Source organism: Paenibacillus sp. FSL W7-1332, from assembly GCF_037969785.1.
Taxonomy (GTDB): Bacteria; Bacillota; Bacilli; order Paenibacillales; family Paenibacillaceae; genus Paenibacillus_AQ.
The window spans coordinates 3,137,710-3,153,713 of the sequence record NZ_CP150209.1; the positions used below are offsets into that span (position 1 = coordinate 3,137,710).

12 protein-coding genes are annotated in these 16,004 nt (G+C 46.9%); 11 read left to right on the top strand and 1 reads right to left on the bottom strand.

Features of this window, described 5'->3' with window-relative positions:
* Positions 1-37: 37 nt before the first annotated feature.
* From MKX98_RS14070 to MKX98_RS14095, 6 genes are all read left to right on the top strand, one after another.
* Positions 38-766 carry a class I SAM-dependent methyltransferase gene (locus MKX98_RS14070; protein WP_339223583.1) on the top strand — a complete coding sequence of 243 codons (729 nt, stop codon included), beginning with the start codon at positions 38-40 and terminating at the stop codon, positions 764-766.
* Between the two features lie 258 nt (positions 767-1,024).
* The gene (gene ytxJ / locus MKX98_RS14075) at positions 1,025-1,363 is read left to right on the top strand and encodes a bacillithiol system redox-active protein YtxJ (protein WP_194542326.1); all 339 of its coding nucleotides are present in this window, start codon (positions 1,025-1,027) and stop codon (positions 1,361-1,363) included.
* 38 nt (positions 1,364-1,401) lie between these two features.
* Positions 1,402-1,734, top strand: a complete 333-nt coding sequence (locus MKX98_RS14080; RefSeq protein WP_194542327.1) for a thioredoxin family protein — start codon at positions 1,402-1,404, stop codon at positions 1,732-1,734.
* Between the two features lie 497 nt (positions 1,735-2,231).
* Complete coding sequence (locus tag MKX98_RS14085) at positions 2,232-4,004, top strand: HAMP domain-containing methyl-accepting chemotaxis protein (protein ID WP_339223585.1); 1,773 nt, start codon at positions 2,232-2,234, stop codon at positions 4,002-4,004.
* A gap of 55 nt (positions 4,005-4,059) precedes the next feature.
* The gene (locus MKX98_RS14090; protein WP_339223587.1) at positions 4,060-7,788 is read left to right on the top strand and encodes an amino acid adenylation domain-containing protein; all 3,729 of its coding nucleotides are present in this window, start codon (positions 4,060-4,062) and stop codon (positions 7,786-7,788) included.
* 150 nt (positions 7,789-7,938) lie between these two features.
* Positions 7,939-8,616, top strand: a complete 678-nt coding sequence (locus MKX98_RS14095; protein WP_339223589.1) for a serine/threonine protein kinase — start codon at positions 7,939-7,941, stop codon at positions 8,614-8,616.
* 125 nt (positions 8,617-8,741) lie between these two features.
* Here the strand turns inward: MKX98_RS14095 and glsA are convergent, their stop codons facing one another.
* Positions 8,742-9,683, bottom strand: a complete 942-nt coding sequence (gene glsA / locus MKX98_RS14100) for a glutaminase A (protein ID WP_339223590.1) — start codon at positions 9,681-9,683, stop codon at positions 8,742-8,744.
* Positions 9,684-9,899: 216 nt separating this feature from the next.
* Between glsA and MKX98_RS14105 the strand changes: the two genes are divergently transcribed.
* From MKX98_RS14105 to MKX98_RS14125, 5 genes are all read left to right on the top strand, one after another.
* A complete protein-coding gene (locus tag MKX98_RS14105; protein ID WP_194542332.1) occupies positions 9,900-10,667 on the top strand; it encodes an ABC transporter ATP-binding protein in 768 nt (255 codons plus the stop codon).
* Positions 10,654-12,585, top strand: coding sequence for an ABC transporter permease (locus MKX98_RS14110; protein ID WP_339223592.1), 1,932 nt, complete (start codon positions 10,654-10,656; stop codon positions 12,583-12,585). The genes MKX98_RS14105 and MKX98_RS14110 overlap by 14 nt, the downstream gene beginning before the upstream one ends.
* A gap of 22 nt (positions 12,586-12,607) precedes the next feature.
* Positions 12,608-12,973 carry a YxeA family protein gene (locus tag MKX98_RS14115; protein WP_194542333.1) on the top strand — a complete coding sequence of 122 codons (366 nt, stop codon included), beginning with the start codon at positions 12,608-12,610 and terminating at the stop codon, positions 12,971-12,973.
* A gap of 26 nt (positions 12,974-12,999) precedes the next feature.
* A complete protein-coding gene (locus MKX98_RS14120; RefSeq protein WP_339223594.1) occupies positions 13,000-15,204 on the top strand; it encodes a M1 family metallopeptidase in 2,205 nt (734 codons plus the stop codon).
* A gap of 91 nt (positions 15,205-15,295) precedes the next feature.
* Positions 15,296-16,003: a response regulator transcription factor gene (locus tag MKX98_RS14125; protein ID WP_339223596.1), complete on the top strand. Its 708-nt coding sequence runs from the start codon at positions 15,296-15,298 to the stop codon at positions 16,001-16,003.
* The last annotated feature ends 1 nt before the right edge of the window (position 16,004 follow it).

Below are 16,004 nucleotides of genomic sequence, written 5' to 3' on the forward strand. Positions count from 1 at the left end.
TATTGGGATCAATATGTACTTGGAGGAGGTATGAACCATGAAGGAGAAGGTCATTAAAGCATATGATAAGCTGGCCGGAGACTACGAGCGGCATGTGGATTCGCAGAGCGGACATAATGCGTATTACGAAAGGCCGGCCATGATCCATTTGTTACCGGCAAACATGGAGCAAATGGCCGTCCTCGATGCTGGTTGTGCCGCGGGGTGGTATACAGAGCAATTTCTTAAACGAAGGGCCCGGGTCACAGCGGTTGATCTGAGTCCGGCGATGGTAGAAGCCTGTAAGAGGCGAGTCGGCAATGAAGCGACGGTATTCGCATGCGACATAACCGAGGATCTGCCCTTTGAAGATGAGGCTTTTGATCTTATCGTAAGTTCATTGACGCTTCACTACATCGAGGATTGGGCGCCGACCTTTCGCGAATTTCAGCGCGTGCTGAAACCTGGCGGCAGTTTGATTTACTCCGTTCATCATCCCTTTATGGATGTTAAATATTTTGATCGCCAAGATTACTTTGCCCGTGAGTTATTGACGGAGGTTTGGAACAAACCGGAGTCCGGACCCGTCGAAGTCTCCTTTTATAGAAGACCGATTCAGGAAATCATCAACGTAACTTCCTCACGGTTTCGAATCGATCAGCTCATCGAGCCGCAGCCCAGTTTAGCGGATAAAGACAACCCGGAAGCTAAGGAATGGATGGCCAAATGGTATGATCGCCTAATGATGAACCCTCATTTTTTGATAGTGAAAGCACTAAAATCATAACTTCGTTCGAATACATACATATTCAAAAGGGGAGCCGCGTCCATCGCGGTTCTTTTTGTGCTCGAAGTACGTGACGGGAGCGGATATGATTTTCCTCCAGCCCATACAAGATTTAAAGGATATCGATGGGGGAGGATGATCGCCATCCGACGGTCTGCACATGAAAGATGGATGATACAGCCTATGTGTATCATAGCGATTGGTTGTATAATAGAAGCAATGCAATGCATTACATCACATCCAAGGGGAGAAAATTACATGCAATGGAATGAAATTACGACAATAGAAGAATGGAATGCGATTCTGGAAAAATCCTCCGAGCGCGGCCAAGTTATTTTGAAGCATAGCACGACATGCCCGGTTAGCTCCAATGCTCTTTCGGAGTTTGAATCTTACTTGAATAAGACGCCAAACGGCGATGTGGATTACACGCTGGTTAAAGTCATTGAGTCCCGGCCGGTTTCCAATAAAATTGCCGAGGATTTGAACGTAAAGCATGAATCGCCGCAAATTATCTATGTGAAGGACCAAGCGAAATATTGGACGGCCTCACACTGGGCGGTTACGTCTGCGCATATCACCGCGGTTCTGGACTGAACATAATCCTTTGTCGCGCCTGAAAGATGGTGTAATAGATGAAAGAACTGGAAGAACTAAGATCGATAGAGGCCATCGAGCGGTTTATTCAAGATCACACCTTCAGTTTTGTATATGTATCCAGACAAGATTGCAGCGTATGCCACGCGATCTTACCCAAACTTAGAGAGTTGTTGGAGCAGTTCCCTCGCATCTCATTGGGACATATCCAAGGCGAAGCCGTCGGTGAAATCGCCTCGAGATATTTGATATTTACCGCACCGGTACTCCTCTTATTCGTAGAGGGAAAAGAGCATCTGAGAGAGGATCGTTTTGTACAGTTTGGCGCGTTAGAAAAGAAATTAAAAAACTTGATGGAGCTCTTTAGCTAGTTGTCAGGGAAAAAGCAATGAACCAAAAGGCGATATTCCTACGTCACAAGACTTAAGGAATGTCGTCTTTTTGCGTTTCAAAACAAGCTGAGAAACGGAACTTTAAGGCAATAGCCGTCGTAAAAAATTCAAGCAATTGTCGAAAACCAGGACTAATTTGCATTCAAATATTACTAAAGTATTAAAAATATAAAGGGAAATGCCGATTTATTAATAGTACAAAAGATGTAATGTTTATGGAATCATAACGTGAATATGGATCTATTGAACTGGAATTTCACATAACAAGAGCTTTATGTGAAATGAACCTATGTCAGAAGAATGATGGAGGGGGAAAGCGGTTCTTCAAGATGAACATTTTTGAAAAATGTAATGTATTCATGAAAATTCCGGAAATATTCAATGTTTCCAGGAAAGTAGGTGATGCGACAGGTTCGCGAAAGAATTCCCTATTTTAAATGGAAGATACATAAGAGATATCAAAGGAGAGACACCAAGTGAGTGAGCCAAAATCGTTATCAAAAGGAATGCGTTTTAAAAATCTGAGCATTGTTACAAAAAACATGATGTGGACGAGCCTCTATATCATTATTACCGGGGCCATCGTGATTGGCGCAAGCTTTTATATCCAGGACAACGTGCTGACGAAGCAGCTGCAGTCCGATTCGGGGAAAATTATGGATACCTTGGTTAAGTCGGTATCGGTGGAAGATGCTCAAGCGGTGAAAGGCGCAACCGATCGCAATGCGGATATCCAAAAAAAACTTACCAAGACGTTTGATGATCTATCCTTAACGCATCCCAATATTGCACAGGGCTATATTTTTGGACCGGAGCTCGAGGGTGGCAACCAGACCTCGATTATTGCCATGCCGACGGCAGTGCTCGATATGTTTGCCGAAGAAGACTTGAATCTGGGCGACTTATACGAACAGCCGGATATCCACGCCGATGCCGTAAGAGAGATGCTGAAAACGAAAAAAATCGTCTACACCAAAGCCTATACAGACAATTATGGTACCTGGATCACCGTGCTGCATCCTTTCCAGGATGCCAGCGGGGAGATTTTTGCTTACATGGGGATCGACGTGGATGCAAGCTTAATCGCTTCCGGGAAACAGGAATTGATCACCAATACGGTTTTTGCGCTGCTGATTACCTTGCTGATCGTATTAGCATTGCAATACTTCACGATTAGACGGACATTCGCACCGATTCAAGCATTAATGGGGGCGCTGGACAAGCTGAGCAAAGGTGACTTCACCGTCCAATTAAAAGCTGGCGAAGATGAGCTGGGCCAGGTCAATGCCAAGTTCAATACAACCGTCAATCATATTAATGAACTTGTCACAATGATCAAAACGGTATCGGAGCAGTCTGCAGAGCAGTCTAAATTCCTCTTCTCCGCTGTGGAAGTCAATAATAACAAATCTTCAGCTATTACTAGAAATATGGAGGAAATGTCGGAACGCGTTGCTCTGCAGAGCACTTCCATTACCGAAAGCGTGGTTTCGCTTGAGGAAATCTCATCCGGCGTATCAACGATTGCCGGCAATACATCAGATCTTTCCGAGATATCCGTACAGATGAAGGAGCAATCGGAACGTGGTAACCACAATGTGGAGCAGGTTATCGAGCAGATGAATTCCATCGATCATTCGGTCAAAAACTCGGTGCATATCATCGAGAAGCTGCAGAACCGTTCACATGAGATTGGTCAGATCGTACAGGTTATTACCGAAATTGCCTCTCAGACGAATCTGTTATCACTCAATGCCGGAATCGAGGCGGCAAGAGCCGGCGAAGAGGGCCGCGGGTTTGCTGTCGTCGCCAGTGAAGTGAAGAAACTTTCGGAGGAATCCAGAAAATCGGCGGACCAAATCATTGAATTGGTTCGATACATTCAGGATGAAACGGCATCTGCGGTAGAAGCCATCAGCGAAGGTGAACACAACGTCGCTAAGGGAATTGAAGTTGTCAAAGAAACGGGAGAGCTGTTTAAAGGCATGCTGGTGGCAACCGATACGGTGACGAGTCAAATTCAAGAGGTGTCTGCAGCTACGCAGCAAATGGTTGCCGAGACCGAACAGATTACCGCAGCGATTAAACAATTGGCAGAGCTTGCAGAGAGAAACTCGTCCGTATCGGGTGAGATCCGGATCAGTGCCCAGGAACAGCAGGCTTCCTTCACCAAAATTTTTGAATCTGCAGAACAGATCAACCAGGTTTCCGCTGAGCTGGAGGCGCTTGTAAACAAATTGCGTGTGTAGTGTGTAGTACTGCGAGAACAAAAACAGTAGAGAAAAAAAGATGGAGCTGAAACCTTTGAATACAACATTGATGATCGAACAAGGCAAAGAATATTGGTTGAATGAACTGCAGCTACCTTTACCGGGATTCTATCTGTACACCGATGGTCCAGCGCATCTTCAGCAGCAAGAGCTTGATCGCACGACGTTGAAGCTTCATATCGAAACCGGTAAAATCAAGCGGTTCCGCGATTCATATGACTTGAAGGCGTGGATGCTCACAAGCTATGTGGTGTTTCTATACCGAATGACTCACGATACCGATTTACTGATCGGCGTGAACAATGAGAAGGGCAATCTCCTTCCGTTGAGAGTTAACTTAAGCGGCAGCGATTCATTCGCACAGATCTATGAGCACATTTCCGCCAAAATGGAGCACATAGAAGTAAGCAGCTATTCGCTTGAGGATATAGAAGGATTCACCGGTCAGCCGCTCCCGCTCCAAACGATCTATGGCCATAATGGGAATGGTTATGCTTATAGCTCCAGCTGGCTGAACTGGATGGTTCAGGAGGAGAAGAAGGACGAATGGACGCTCTATGTATCCTATGCACGACCATTGTATCGAGAAGAAACGATCGAAAAATTTAGCAGGCATTTTGAACAGCTTGCAAATGCGGCTCTTGAACATATGGATGTTCCGGTTAGCCGTTTGCCTATGCTGACAGAAGAGGATAAGAACGCGTACTCGATACTCAATGACACGAAGAAAGAGCTCCCGAAGGATCCTACCATTGTGTCGATGCTTGCTTCCATTGTGGAGAGATTTCCTAAGCGAATCGCGCTATCGACAGGTCATGAGCAAGTATCGTATGAGCAGCTTGACCGGTTGTCAAACCAAGTTTCACATATGCTTATAGACAAGGGACTGCGTAAAGGCCAATTCGTCTCGATATTTATGAAGAGGGGCCTGGATACAATTGTCAGTATGCTCGGTGTGCTCAAGGCCGGCGGAGCCTATATCCCGCTGGATCCATCACATCCAGATGAAAGAAATGCTTATATTATCGAGGATACCGAATCGGCGATCATTCTGACGCATCAGGACTTCACAGCCAAGCTGGATGGACTCCTGGCTGGTTTTCAACCGAAGCCAGAGTACTTCTGTCTGGATGAACAATTCCTTTCGTACTCGGAGGAAGCCTGTGGCGTCCGCGTTGAAGGCGATGATTTGGCATATATCATCTATACCTCCGGTTCGACGGGCAAACCGAAAGGGGCCTTAATCGCTCATCAAGGCGTCGTGAACTTGGCACTGGCCAATCAAGAGAATTTACAGATGAGTGAACAGGATATCATTCTTCAATATTCCACATTCAGCTTTGATGCTTCCGTATACGATATATTCGGATCGTTGGCTTGCGGTTCACGACTGCATCTTCTTACCGATGAACAGCGTTTCTCCATAGATGCCTTTACGGAGGCCGTAGCAGAAACCAAGGCAACTCGTGTCGCCATATTGCCTACGGTGTTTTTTAATCAATTGGCAGCGTATTTGCCTGTGGAAGACACACATAAATACCGGAATATCAAGACGATCGTCGTCGGAGGGGAAGCGCTGGCCGGAGAAACCGTTCGGATGTTCCAGAAAAAGCTGCAGATTCCAATCGTGAATCTATACGGCCCAACGGAAACGACGGTTGTAGCAACAGGGCATGTCGTGGATTATCCGGTTCCGGACGATCTGGCCACCGTGTATATCGGAAAGCCTTTTGCCAACTATGAATTATATATTGTGAATGAACATAATGAGTTATGTCCAACTTGCGTAACCGGAGAGCTGCTGATCTGCTCGGTCGGCGTAGCCAAAGGCTATCTGAATCAGCCTGAGAAAACAAAAGAAGCCTTCATTCTGGATCCGATAACACCGGAATCCGGAAAACAATACTACCGTTCCGGAGACTTGGTTCGTCTGCTGCCGAACGGACAAGTGGAATACCGGGGACGTAAAGATTCGCAGGTGAAGATCAGAGGCTTCCGGATCGAGATTGGGGAGATCGAAGACAATCTGGCGAAGCATGAACAAGTAAAGGATATCGCGGTTATTCCGAGAATGGACGAGGACGGAACCAAAATGCTAGCGGCATTCTATACAACCCATAATGGACAAGCAGCTTCTGCTAAGGATTTGGTGCAATTTTTAAGTCAGAAAGTACCTGGTTACATGGTTCCTAAATACATGTGTTTCGTGGAAGAAATGCCGCTATCCCCGACCGGTAAGATCGACCGTAAGAAGCTGGCAATGTACGAATTGTCGATGGAGATGGAAGAGGATGACTCCCACTACGAGGCACCGGTTAACGATATTCAGCGGGATGTTGCTGCGGCTTGGGAACAAGCACTTGGACAAACCAAGATCGGCATCCACGACGATTTCTTTGATATCGGCGGGTATTCTCTGAAAATACTGGAGATTCTGGTGCTCCTTAAGCCGCAGTATCCACAGTTGAAGATCAATGATTTCTTTGTGTATCCGACGATTGCAAAATTAGCGGAGCGAGTAGAGGAAATGGGGCAGGTAACCATCCCAGCCGATCAATTAGAAGATAGGGATCTTCCTATTCAGGATTTGGCTGAGTATCCGATCTCTTTCCCGATCAACGATGGTTCGGAACAACCCATCTATCACCAGCAGCATATTTTGCTGACAGGCGCCACGGGATATTTGGGGTCACATCTGCTGTATGAACTGCTCAAACAATCGACCGCTACCGTTTACTGTCTGGTTCGACCAACAAAGCTGATGGAGCCCTATGCCCGCCTTGAGCAGATCATGACCGGATATTTTGGCGAAGAGGTCAAGTCTCGAATGGACAAAAGGGTGATTGCGATTCAGGGCGACTTGGAGCAGGAATATCTCGGGCTCGGAGCTGAAGACCTTGCCATGATTGAAGCACGCATCGATTCCATCATTCATTGCGGAGCCGAAGTGAAGCACTTTGGCGATTCCGACTATTTTGCTAGAGTCAATGTGGAGAGTACGGACCGTTTGTTGACTTTGGCTCAGAGAAGACCGCATATCCGCTTTCACTTTATTTCTACGCTTGGGATCCCTGAAGATTTGGCACTGGGCGGTCAGTGGGATGCCATCGTTGCCGGAACGGGATATGAAGAGTCGTCCATTGAGAATGTCTATACGAACAGCAAGCTGGATGCAGAGAAGCTGGTCATTAAAGCCGGTGCAGATCGAGGCATTCCATCATCGGTTTATCGCGTGGGGAATTTGTCCTGTAACTCGGAGAATGGAATTTTCCAGAAAAACATCGATAACAACGCGTTTTACCGCATGCTGAAAGCGATGCTGCTGTTGAAGAAAGCGCCCGGTGTGAGATGGGAAGTAGATATTACGCCGATTAACTATGCCGGGGAAGCCATTACCGCACTGCTGCTTCAGCAGGAAACGGTCGGGCGGGTGTTCCATATCTGCAACCCGGTTGCCGTTCCTTATGAGGAGATGGTGGAGCATTTCAAAGCCTATGGATATGACATTTCGGTGATGGACTGGAAGGAGTACGAAGCATGGTTATTGGATCCTCAGCAGCCGAAGGATAAGGAAGGCCTTGAGCTGGCGATGGCGCAATTCGAAGGCGACGGAGCCAAGAATTCCATCTACCGGTATACTTGTCCGCAAACCTCGGAATTCCTCAAGCACACAGGGGTAAAATGCGCTTTACCGGACAAGCTATTATTCGAAAAAATGATTGAATATGCCGCTGGTATTGGATATTTCGTGAAGCCGGAGTAATCACAGGCAGGCAGCAAGCATGAAACCGCGAGAAGCTCTCGCGGTTTTTTTGTGGTCAGGATCAGGCACAGCATGCAAATATTTTTTTTGTGGCGGGAGTGTGGTACGATCATACTGATTTAAGTCCAGTAACACCAAATGAGGTGGCCCATGAATCACGAACATTGGAAGCAGGCAGAAACCGCACTGGCTTGCATGGATGTTTTCAAGAATGGAGAGAACGACCCTGTAACGATTGAAGGCGAATCGGATGACCTGCGCTGCATCGGAATCGGTACGGATGCTGCAGTATTCGTATACGAACCTTTGCCGGCTTATGCGTTTAAACTGTATGCTGCGGAGGCGCAGCCTAAGAAGGAAGCGGAGATTAAGGTCTATCATGAGTTGGTAGGCAGCCCCTATTTTCCTGTATTTTATGGAGCAGGTGAGCGTTACGTGGCGATCAGCCATGAATCCGGATTCACTCTGTACGACTGTTTGCTCTATGGTATGCCCGTTCCGAGGCAGGTCATCGATGATGTTGAAGCAGCACGCTCCTTTGTGCGCAGTAAGGGCTTAAACCCGCGGGATATTCATTTGAAGAATGTACTGCTGCAGGAAGGGAGAGGGAAGGTACTCGATGTATCGGAGTATATTCAGGAGGGAAACGATAAACGCTGGGAGCATCTCGTGTGGGCTTACGACAACGTATATCCGCTCCTTGAGGGCAAGAAGTTACCGCTCTGGGTATTGGAGGCCGTGAAGAACGGATATTACCGTCTAGACCCATCCAGTGTGAATATGCAGGAATTTGCAGACCGGATTGGACGACTGTTCTTCAGAAAATAGGATAACCGGAACTATTCCAAACGGGGTAGGAGCATTCCCCGCTTAGCAAACGAAGTGCTATCATCAGAACATATAGCGGATTCAATCCCCCTGAAGCTGTAACGGTTCCAGGGGGATTTTGGTCATTAGAAGATACTCCAGTTCATCTCTCGGGATATGGTCTGCAGCAAATGCACGCCGGCATAGCTGTTGCCCTTGTCATTCAGTGCTGGGCCCAGCACACCGATTCCATAACGTCCCGGCACAAAAGTTAAAATGCCCCCTGAAACGCCGCTCTTGGCGGGCAACCCTACCTGAATAGCGAATTCTCCTGATGCGTTGTACATGCCGCACGTCGTCATAAACGTCCTGGCGATTTGAACATACCTTCTAGGTATGAGCGTGTTGCCGGTAAGCGGATCCGTACCGCTGCAAGCCAGCACTAATGCCATTCTGGCTAGATCGGCGCAATTCACAGCGATTGAGCAGTGCCGAAAATACACCTCTAACACCTCTTCAACATCTCCGCATAGAACCCCGTTTTCCTTCAAAAAGAATGCTATGGAACGATTCAGATTCCCGGTTTCCGATTCTGAACGGTAAACGCCCAAGTCATATTCCAAGCCAGCGTTGCCGGATAGCTCTTGAAGAAACTGAAGAATTCGGTCGGATTTCTCGCTCGGGCTGCCTCCGTGAATTAAGGAAGAAACGGTAATCGCGCCTGCGTTAATCATCGGATTGAAGGGAATGCCGGGCCTTACTAACTCCAGCTTCAGCATGGAATTGAAGTTGTCTCCGGTCGGCTCCATGCCAACCTTGCTGAAGACGGCATCCTCTCCATTGTCCATCAGGGCTAATATTAACGTAAACACTTTGGAGATGCTCTGCATCGTAAAGCGCAGCCCGCAGTCCCCGGCTGTGACGGATTCACCCATGGTGTTCAGAAGGGTGATGCCCAGAGCAGCATGCGGAGCTTTCGACAGCTCGGGGATGTAGGCGGCGACTTTGCCTCTGCTGACACATGGCAAGCTGGCTTCCAGCCAGCCGGGAAGCTGCTGTCGGATGGCTTCGATTTCGGTTGGCCTCATCTGTCAAACCCCTTTCTTGGTGTTAAACACCTTATAAGCCCGCCATGGCCGTGTCCATGCTGCGGGTTTTTGTTTTGTTCTGAGTAAGCATGCTTGTGTTCGTGTACTGAACAAGTTTGTTAAGCTTTATGTAAGGTTCGTATAAAAATCGTGTAAGGTTCGCCTTTTATAATTACATCTGTGCTTAACTAACGACAACTTGAAGGGGAACGCCATATGACAACCATATTACAAGCAAAACATGTAGAAAAAACATTCGGTAATCAAGGGAATCAATATACGGCATTGCACGATATCAATCTTGAAATTCAGGAAGGCGAGTTTGTCGGCATCATGGGACCATCCGGGGCAGGCAAATCCACGCTGCTGAATATTTTCTCGACGATTGATGCACCGACGGCAGGCGATATTACCATTGCCGGACAGCATATCGTGTCGATGAACGAGGAGCAGCTATCGGATTTTCGCCGGAATCAGCTCGGCTTTATATTTCAGGACTACAACCTACTGGACACACTCACGGTCAAAGAAAATATTTTGCTTCCACTGGCGTTGTCCAAGGTGCCTGCAGACGAGATTGAGAAACGGGTTAACGCGATTGCTGATACGTTCGGCATTCGCGATATCTTGAACAAATATCCTTATCACATCTCAGGTGGTCAGAAGCAGCGTACCGCGGCCTCGCGCGCCATTGTGGCCAATCCAAGCCTCATATTGGCGGATGAACCGACAGGGGCGCTGGATTCCAAGTCGGCAACCAGCCTGCTGCAAAGCTTAAAGAAACTAAATGAGATCGATCGTTCCACCATCATGATGGTCACTCACGATGCTTATGCTGCGAGCTACTGCAAACGTGTCATTTTTATAAAAGACGGACAGCTTTACCAGGAGCTTCATAGAGAAGACCAACTTCGCAAGGTGTTTTTTGAACAGATTCTGGAGGTACTGGCTGCACTTGGGGGTGAGCACGATGACACTGTTTAGCATAGCCAGAAAAAATATCCGTAAAAATTTCACCAATTACTTTTTGTACTTTGCTTCGATGATTTTTAGTATCGTCATTTACTTTACTTTTGTTTCATTAAAATATGATACTGCCATTCAGTCCGCAACGGAGGGATCGACAAAAATAAGTTCAGCCTTTAGCGGTGCCGCCGTCGTGCTGATCATCTTCGTGGCTATATTCATTTGGTATTCCAATTCCTTCTTTACCCGCAAGCGCAAGAAAGAAGTCGGATTGTATTCATTGCTCGGTGTTCGGAAGAAACAAATCGGCCGGATGTTATTTTATGAAAACTTTCTGATGGGTGTGCTGGCTCTACTAGCCGGGATGGTTCTAGGCTCCGTGCTGACGAGATTCTTTGTATCCCTGTTAATGAAGGTTATGGGATATGATGCGGTGTCGAATTTCTCGATATCGCCTGCGGCCATCATCAATACCACCATCGTATTTATGATTATTACGCTTATCACATCGCTGCAGGGTTACCGATTGATCTACCGGTTCAAATTGATTGAATTGTTTCATGCGGATCAGGAGGGAGAACGGGAACCGAAGGCTTCATGGATCACCGCTATATTGTCTCTGGTATTCATAGGCACCGGATATTGGCTTGCTCTGCAAAATCTGCTGGAATCCAAGGCTTGGGCGGCGATGGGATTCATGTTAACGCCGCTTGTCATCCTGATGACCGTGATTATCGGAACGTATCTGCTGTTCAGTACCCTGACCGTTACGTTGTTGAAATTGTCCAGAAGCAACAAGAACAGATTCTGGAACGGGATGAACATGATAGGTGTCTCACAGCTTCTATATCGAATCAAAGGCAACGCGCGAACGCTCACCATCATTGCCGTACTTAGCGCGACAACACTTACCGCTGTTGGGACGGCTTACAGCTTTTATTACAGCAATGCAAGCAGCGCCCAGCAAGCGAACCCGAACAGCATGATGTGGATCTCCCATGACAGCAGCGTGACCAAACGCGCAGACGAGCGGATCGACTCAGCTGCGCATCATGAGCTGTTATATCATGTGTCCGTCCCTGTCCTTGAAGTGGATGCTGATGTCAGAGGGCTGAACGATGTTTTTTCGCATGATATCCAAACATACAGCGTCATCTCCGAGCATGATTTTAACGAGCTGGCGAAGGTGCAGGGCCGCAAAGATACCCTTATTTTAAGCGGAGAAGAGGCCGTTGCCTTGGACCCGGCCTATTACGAAGGAATTTCACCGACGTATGTGGGTTCTACGGTCACGCTTAACCCGGACAAGCAGGAGCAGCAAATTACCTTTAAGGAATTGAAGAAATTCAGCGTGCTGAATATGGGGACCGTCTATTCTACAGTGGTCGTAAGCGACGAACTGTATACGCAATTGCAGAAACAGAACAACACGATTTTGCTGGAGGCTTATGGCATATCGAACCAAGATAAAGCGAAGCAGTTGACGGAGGATCTAGAAGGCATCTTACCGGAAAGCGCCTCATTCGCCAGCTATTATCATAATTATGCGAGAGGTATGGAATCGTCAGGCCTGTTGATTTTTATGGGAGGATTCCTGGGACTTGTGTTCCTTACGGCTACAGGCAGCATCATTTATTTCAAGCAATTGACAGAGGCCAATTCGGACAAAGCAAGATATCAGATATTATACAAAATCGGGGTAAATCGGCGTGAGGTTAAAAAGAGCATTGCCCAGCAAGTGCTGTTCATCTTTGCTTTGCCGCTCGCTGCAGGCATTGCACACTGCGCTGTCGCACTATCTGCGTTGTCTAAGCTTCTGCATATGAATCTTGTGATTCCGGTCGTGATCTGTATGGCCGTTTATACCTCTGTTTATTTGATCTATTACGTTGTTACCGTTAGGTCCTACTATAAAATCGTAACCAAAACAAAATAACCAATCATAAAGGAGTACAGTCATGAAAAAAACGTTGATCTTCGGCGGCATTCTTGTCGCCATCCTCATTGGATTTGTTGTATTCATTCAAAATGTAAACATCAATCGCCTCGGAACAGAATCATATTATGTGCAAATCCAAGATGGAAACCGAGTGGAAGACAAAGCGGATAACGGAGAGAAATACATCTACTACGAGTACAACCTGGAGGGGTTCGACAAAGAAGGGAGCGCGAAGACGTTAACCTTTAGGGCAAATAAAGAGCTGCGAAAGGAAGCGTACTTGCGTTTATATGTTAAAGAAAAGGGAGTCAGTTCCTATCAAGAGGTACAGGCAAACGAAATTCCGGAAAAAGCCAAGATGAAGCTTGAAACGTTAGAAAAATAAGGACGATATCAGAGGGAGAGAATAACGTGACTCATCTAAAAGAAAGAACGACGAGCCTATCGAAGAAGGCTATCATTAGCTCACTTGTTTTGACATTGACTGCATGCCCGCTCATCAGCGCGGGTCATGCAGTGGCAAAAGCCGTTTCCCCGACTACAATTTCACAAGTCTCTGCGAGCGTTGAAGCGCATGCGCCGATTCAATATCATATTCAGGCGAGACTGAACGAGAAGAACATGACGATGCAGGGAAGCAGCATGGTTACCTATCGTAACACGAGTCAGGATACGTTAAATCAGCTGGTATTCCATACCTTTGCCGATGCCAACCGTTCGAAATCGACGCAGACGTCCATGTTTAAACGATCGAACGAAGAAATCAGCAAGAACCATCCGGAGAAGAAGCCCGAAGATTTTCTCGGAGGTATTGATATTCAAGGAGTGAACGCTAACAGCCAAGCTCTCGAGTTTCACAACAAAGATCAGGCTTTGATTATTCAATTGAAGGAGCCCTTACAACCGGGAGCAACGATAACGGTACATATGGACTTCTCTCTGAACATTCCGTATGGTTCGCAGCGCTTATCGTATTACCAGGATATTGTGAATGGCGCTCACTGGTTTCCGGTCATGTCGGTCTATGATGAAGAGAAGCATCGATGGAACACAACCCCTTACAGTCCAACGTTCGAAACCGATTATTATACTTCCGCAGACTATGAAGTAGAGTTCAACGTTCCCGACGATTATCAGGTGGCGATGCCAGGCACGATAACGACACGGAATGACGTGGAACCTGGCCGTAAGGTTGTTTCCTCTATTTCCAACAATACAAGGGAATTCGTATTTTTTGCCAGTCCCAATTTCAAAGTAGACAGTGTTACCCGCGACGGCTTGACGATCGAATATTTTTATTTTGATAACGAACCCGGAAAGAAACAGGTTATTGATCGGTATATCGATCAGGCATTTAAAGCGATAGAATTTTTTGGAGATAAATACGGCGCTTATCCTTATCCGGAATTCCGAATCGTCGAGTCTTACGTGGAGGGCGTGGCTATCGAATATTCACGGGTCATTCAGATGGGACAGGTTGACAGCCAGGCCGATCCCGCGCAGGACACGGTATTCGTTCATGAAATTGCACATCAGTGGTTCCATGCTCTGATCGGGAACGATTCGGAGAACGAATCTTTCCTGGACGAAGGTTTTGCCGATTTTTCCAAGGTGTATTTTGCCGAGAAGCAGGGGGATAAGCTGAATGGCTTTAGATCCATTCAATTTGACGATTCCCCGCTGGAACTTGCCATTGCGTCGAGCAATGACGAGGTGGGGGATATGGCTAGCCCGGTTTATTACGATAAAGGTCGCCAAGCGATTTACCAATTGTACCGGTCTGTTGGCGAAGAAAAGTTCGATCAGTTTATGAGGGAATATTTCAAACGCTATGTTCACAAAAATGCCACGATTGAGGGACTCCTCCAAACAATCGAAGACGTGCTGGGAGAAGAGGCCCGTAACGAAATGGCCACGGCTCTATACGAACCGGGCTTTGTACTTAAGCCTGAATACCAACTGTCAGAAGAAGAGAAAACAGCTTATATGCATGACCAGTTTCAATTGCTGTATCAAACATCCTTAAACCAAATTCCAGACTTGCCCTACGAAACGATGAGCCGCATCATGGAGAAGGCTCTCCAGGGAGAGCCGTTATCGATCGTTCTGAGTGATCAAGTAAGCAGTTCAGCACGCAAGCAGCAAGAAGCCATGGTGAACCAGCTCACGATGCTCTTTGATATCAGCGGAGTGAAATATGACGTTATTCGGGACCGCCAGGTATTGAAAAAGAAATTAAAGAAAGAACTGGGGACAAGCAATCTGATCGTGATTGGCAACGGTAAATCGAATGGGGTGATCCAGGCGCTGAAATCCGGTATCATCGAGCGGGCCAACAAAATGGGCTTTGCCTGGAAGGATACCATGAATCAACCAGGTGCTTCCGGAGCGTATGCGATCAAGCATCCATTCAATCATAATCGCCTAATGCTGCACTATTTCTGGAATGGAGATCATGTAGATGACAAGGCCTTGGAGACGTACATGGCAAAAATGCAGGAATCTCTAGGATTCACGAGCGCTTTTTATCACTACTATGTGTTGGACAAGAATGGCAAGATGGTGTTAGATAAACTGGAGGGGAATCCGCTATCGAAGTTTTTTGCGGAGGAGTAAGCTTGATGTTTGTCCCCTTCCCGAGCCATGCTCTGTTGAATAGCAGCCTGGCTGGTGGGAAAAATGTTGGTTATAGCAGGGGGTGAACGAATTGGCGTTTGATCAAAAGGTACTTGTCGTTGATGATGAGACGGATATTGTCAGGCTTCTTCAAACCGTACTGATCAAGGAAGGCATCGATCAGGTGTATACTGCGGGATCAGCGGAAGCAGCATGGGTTGAATTCCAGAAATGGCAGCCTGATCTTGTTATTCTGGATATCATGCTCCCGGACGGAGAAGGATACGAAGTATGCAAGAAAATTCGCAGCGTCTCCAATGTTCCGATATTCTTCTTATCGGCCAAGACGGAAGAAATCGATAAAATCCTGGGATTCGCCATCGGCGGCGACGATTACATTACCAAGCCATTTAGTCCCAAGGAAGTGGCTTACCGGATCAAAGCGCGGTTTCGGAGACCGGATATTATTGAGCATGAGGACAAACCGAAGCGCGTGATGAAGAAAGGCCCCTTTGAATTAGATGAAGAGAAGGTAGAGCTGAAGAAGAACGGCAAAGTCATTCCACTAAAACCGAAAGAGCTGGGATTGCTCACGCTGCTGCTTAAACATCCGGGTCAAATCATCAGCAAGGAAAGTTTATATGATCAGGTCTGGGGTGAGGAATTCTTCGGTTTTGATAATACCGTGATGGTTCACATCCGGAGGCTGCGGGAGAAAATAGAAGATGACCCTTCCAATCCCCGGTATCTGCTCACGGTAAAAGGCCTTGGGTATAAGCTTGTCGTAGAGGATGAATAAG